Raw genomic sequence first — 4246 nt, 5'->3', positions numbered from 1 at the left:
CTTCCAGGATCCGGCCCCGCGGCCAAACGTAATAGCCGGGCTCAAGCAGCAGGTAGTCCCCCGGCGCCAGGTCCAGCATGGCCCGGTGCCAGGTGACCTCGCCGCCGCCGCTGCCAACTTTGATGTATCTAGGCATCTTTTGCCTCCTCATTAAAAGCTATCTTCTATTGTACCCGTTAAGCCCCGAAAATAGGTAAACTAAGCTTGCTTTTTGCGCATTTTAGCGCATTGAGCCCTGCTTTTTCATCAAAAAACGATTCCTGCCAAAAAAGCAGAAATCGCGCAATTTTTTATTTAATCTTGACGTCCCAGTAGTAGGCAACGGTCCCGTATGGAGACAGGCGGAAACCGGTCACCTTGGACTTAAGCAGGTAGGATACTCCGGCCTGGTAGAGCGGAGCCACGAAAGCGTCCTTTTGGACCAGCTGCTTTTCGGCAGCGATCAGGCTGGCCTGCCGCTTGGCCGGCTGGGTAGCGTAAGTGCTTCTGGCCTGCTTGATTTCCTTCCAGAAAGTGCTGTTCTTGTAGTCGCTCTCCAGGTTGAAGAGGCCCCCGATGGTCAGGTAGTCGATCGGGTCCTGGAAGCTTGGCTGCCAAGTCCCGTAAACCATGTCGAAGTTGTGCTTGGTCGTGTCAGCCAGGCGGGACTTCAGCGGAATTGACCGCAATTTCACCGTCAAACCTGGCAGGTTCTTCATCAGGTTGCTCTGCAGGTATTCGCCCACCCGCTTGGAAGCATCCATGTCGCTGGTCAAAAGTTCGATGGTGATCTTGGACTTGCCCAGCTGCTTTTTGGCCAGGGCCCATTCCTTCCGGGCCTGCTTCAGATTGTAGGTCATCAGCTTGCCGGCGCTGGTCCGGTAGTCCTTGCCGTTTTCATCATAGATGAAGTCGCTGGCTACCAAGCCTTGAGCAGCCTTGCCGGAGTGCAGGACCGTCTTCACCAGTTCGGACTTGTTCACGCCCAGGCTGATGGCCCGGCGGACGTGGACGTTGCCGGTGGTCTTGCGCTTGGTGTTGAAGACCATGTAGCCGTTGGTCGGCGTGGTCTTGGTGTGGTAGTCGGCGTTCTTTTCATACTGCTTGACGTAGTCAGCGTCAACCGGCGCGTAGTCCAGCTGCCCGCCCTTGTAAAGGTTGAGGCCTGTTGAAGTGGTCTTGATGACCTGGACTTTGACAGCACTCAGGCTGACTGACTTGGCGTTCCAATAGGTCTTGTTCTTCTTCAAAGTCCACTTGATGCTGGACCCGGTCCACCCGGTAACCTTGAAGGGCCCGTTGTAGACCAGCTTGCTGGAGCTGGTCCCGTAGCTGGACCCGTACTTTTTGACGATCTTCGTGTCCTGCGGGTAGAACTGGGCCCCGGTCAACAGGTCCGGCAGATACTGGATCGGGTTTTCCAGAGTGACTTGAAGCTTGTACTTGCCCAAGGCCTTGATGCCCAGGCTGGACACCTTCTTCTTGCCGGCCACGATGTCCGTCCCGTTCTTGATGACTTGGTAGCTGTCGCTGTCCAAAGAATCGTTTTTCGGGTCAACCGTCCGCCGCCAAGCGGTCACGTAGTCCTGAGCCGTCACCGGGTCACCGTTGGACCACTTGGCATTTTTTCTAAGGGTAAAAGTATAGACCTTCTGGTCCTTGGACTTGGTCACCTTGACCGCCCCGGCCAGCTTGGCCTGGCCCTTCTTGTTGAAGCGGTAAAGGCCTTCCATCGTGTTCTGCAGGGTTTCCGAACTGACAGTGTCCCCGTACTTGCTGGAGTCCAAAGTGCTGATTTCCCCTGTTACGGCAGTCTTCATCACCTGCTTGGCGCTGGAGCCGGTCTGCTTCGTCTGGCCGCAAGCTGCCAGCAAAGCCGCCAGTGTCACCAGCGTTGCTGAAGCAATCATTTTCTTGTGCAATTTTTGCCTCCCCCGGATTTTGCTTAATCCAATCCATTACTTACAAAAAGTAACCCATTATTTACTCTGTAAGTATAGCAAGTTTTTCTAAAAAAGTACATCTTTCTTCATCGATTAAAAATTTTCCTTGGAAAATTAACTTTATAATCTGTTTTTAACCTGCTTTTGCTGGCCGGAACTTATTTTTGTACAGCCGCGAAAAAGAAGAGCCTCTGACTCAGTCAGAAGCTCTTCTTTCGGGTTGGGTGTTCTTTAGAACAATTGCGTTAGCTGGATTCGAACCAGCGCATGACGGTACCAAAAACCGTTGCCTTACCACTTGGCTATAACGCAATCAATGGAGGAAAGTGGATTCGAACCACCGAACTCAGAGAGAGCGGTTTTACAGACCGCCGCGTTTAGCCACTTCGCTATTCCTCCGTTGAAGTACTCTATTATCTTAACGAAAAAACAGGGCAAGTGCAAGGTTTTTTGGCAATTTTTTTACTTTTTGCCTTAGACTTCCAGACGAAGGTCTTCCGCCTTGACGAAGTGCAGGCGGTCGATGAAGAGCCAGCGCATGAAGAAGCCCAGGGCAACCGGGTAAACGACGTAAAGCACCGTCAAAAGGATGATGCTGCCCCAGCCTGGCGTCATCTTGGCGTAGGCAGCCAGTGGCCCGATCAAGCCGCTGAAGCCAAAGCCGGCGGAATTAGGCGTCCCCTGCAGGTTGAAGATGGCTGCCAAAAGGCCGGACAGACCGGAAGCGCAGAGAACCGGGATGAAAAGCTTCGGCTTTTCCAGCATGTTGGCCATTTGGATCTTCGGCGTCCCGATGAAGTGGGCCAAAGTCGTCCCCATCCCGTTGACGCTGTAGCTCATGATCCCCAGGGTGTAGGCAGCCCCGGTGATACCCAAGTTGGCGGCACCTGAAGCAACCCCGGTCAGGCCGATTGCCACCGCGATGCCGACTGAAGAAATTGGCGACACGATCATGGCCGCGAAGGACATCCCGATCAAGACCCCCATCACCAGCGGCTGCAGCTTGGTAAAGGCCATGACCACCATGCCGATGAAGGTCGTCACCGTCTTGACGTAAGGCAGAATCAAGAGGCCGATCCCGCCGCCGACAACCAAGACGATGATTGGCAAAAGAATCGTCGTGTATGAGCCCAGTCTCTTGCCGATCAGCTTGATCAAAAGAATGGCAATAGTGATCGTCAAACCAATGTTGATGACGTCACCGGTGCCTGAAACCATGATCAAGCCATTTTTAAAGCTAACGGCGCCTGACCCGATCATGGCCGCGGCCGCGACCGAGCACATCTGCACCATGTTCATCTGGAACAGGTAGGCCGCGCAAAAGCCGGCCATGGCGGCGAGCAGACTCTGCGTGAAAGTCGTGATGTTGATAACCGTCTGGGCAAAAGCCGGCGCCACGCCCAGCAGGGCCTTCATCAGCTGGCCCAGAATCGCGGCCGGCACCAGGGCAGCAATGACCCCGATCCCGATCCCGTTCAAAATATTCAATGTGGCTTCTTTAAGCCCTTTTTCCTGCTTGCTTTCAGTCATGTGTGTTTTCCTCGACAAATTTCTTGATGCGCTTTACGCCTTCCTTGATTTCATCCAAAGCCGTGGCATAGGAGAAGCGGAGCCAGCCCTGGCCGCCCTTGGCAAACCAGGAACCGGCGCAGACGCCGACGTGGACCTGGTCAGCCAGTTCGTAGACGAATTCGGCATCGTTCTGGTTCAGCCCCTCCGGAATCTTGGCCCAGATATAGAAGGCCCCCTGCGGCTTGATCACGTCAAAGCCGATGTCGCTCAAAGCCTGGTAGAGGTAGTCCCGGCGCTCCTTGAAGGCTGCCTTCATCTCGGCGGCATCCCGGTCGCCGTTTCTGAAGGCTTCCTCAGCCGCGTCCTGCATCGGCGTCGGTTCGGTCGTCGTGATGAACTGGTGAACCTTGGCCAATTGGTCGGTCAATTCCTGGGGAGCGGCCATGATCCCGATCCGGTAGCCGGTCATGGCCCAGGACTTGGAAACCCCGTTCAAGACGATGGCCTGCTTTCTGAGCGACTTGGCCATTGAAGCATGTTCTTGTTCGTAGTTCAGTTCGCTGTAGATTTCATCGCAGAGAACGAAGGTCGGCCGGTCCTTGATCACTTCGGCCAAAGCATCCAGTTCTTCCTGGCTGTACATGACCCCGGTCGGGTTGGTCGGGTAGTTCATGACCAGGATCCGCAGCCGGTCGCCGTATTCGTCGACAGCTGCCTGCAGCTGGTCCGGCGTCAGCTTGAAGCCGGTCTTGGAAGTGTCGATCTGCACCACTTCCGCTTTTTCCAAAGCCGCGTCGGCAATGTAGAGCGGG

The 4246-nt window shown here is 54.8% G+C and carries 3 protein-coding genes and 2 tRNA genes; all 5 read right to left on the bottom strand.

Going from position 1 to position 4246, the window contains the following annotated elements; genetic code table 11:
- Positions 1–290: 290 nt before the first annotated feature.
- Positions 291–1901: a peptide ABC transporter substrate-binding protein gene (locus lacNas_RS08270; RefSeq protein ID WP_201330081.1), complete on the bottom strand. Its 1611-nt coding sequence runs from the start codon at positions 1899–1901 to the stop codon at positions 291–293.
- A 261-nt stretch (positions 1902–2162) separates the two neighbouring features.
- A tRNA-Gln gene (locus tag lacNas_RS08265) sits at positions 2163–2234 on the bottom strand.
- 5 nt (positions 2235–2239) lie between these two features.
- Positions 2240–2321, bottom strand: a tRNA-Tyr gene (locus lacNas_RS08260).
- Between the two features lie 75 nt (positions 2322–2396).
- Complete coding sequence (locus lacNas_RS08255) at positions 2397–3452, bottom strand: PTS sugar transporter subunit IIC (RefSeq protein ID WP_201330080.1); 1056 nt, start codon at positions 3450–3452, stop codon at positions 2397–2399.
- The coding region (locus lacNas_RS08250; RefSeq protein ID WP_201346768.1) for an aminotransferase class I/II-fold pyridoxal phosphate-dependent enzyme at positions 3445–4246 on the bottom strand (802 nt) is incomplete at its 5' end. The genes lacNas_RS08255 and lacNas_RS08250, both read right to left, overlap by 8 nt.

The sequence above is a fragment of the Lactobacillus nasalidis genome (assembly GCF_016587775.1).
Lineage (GTDB): Bacteria > Bacillota > Bacilli > Lactobacillales > Lactobacillaceae > Lactobacillus > Lactobacillus nasalidis.
This window is presented reverse-complemented; position numbering and strand designations above follow the sequence as displayed.

Excerpts from the sequence above, each read along its gene's own strand:
- lacNas_RS08255 (WP_201330080.1), bottom strand. The coding sequence starts at position 3,452 with ATGACTGAAAGCAAGCAGGAAAAAGGGCTTAAAGAAGCCACATTGAAT.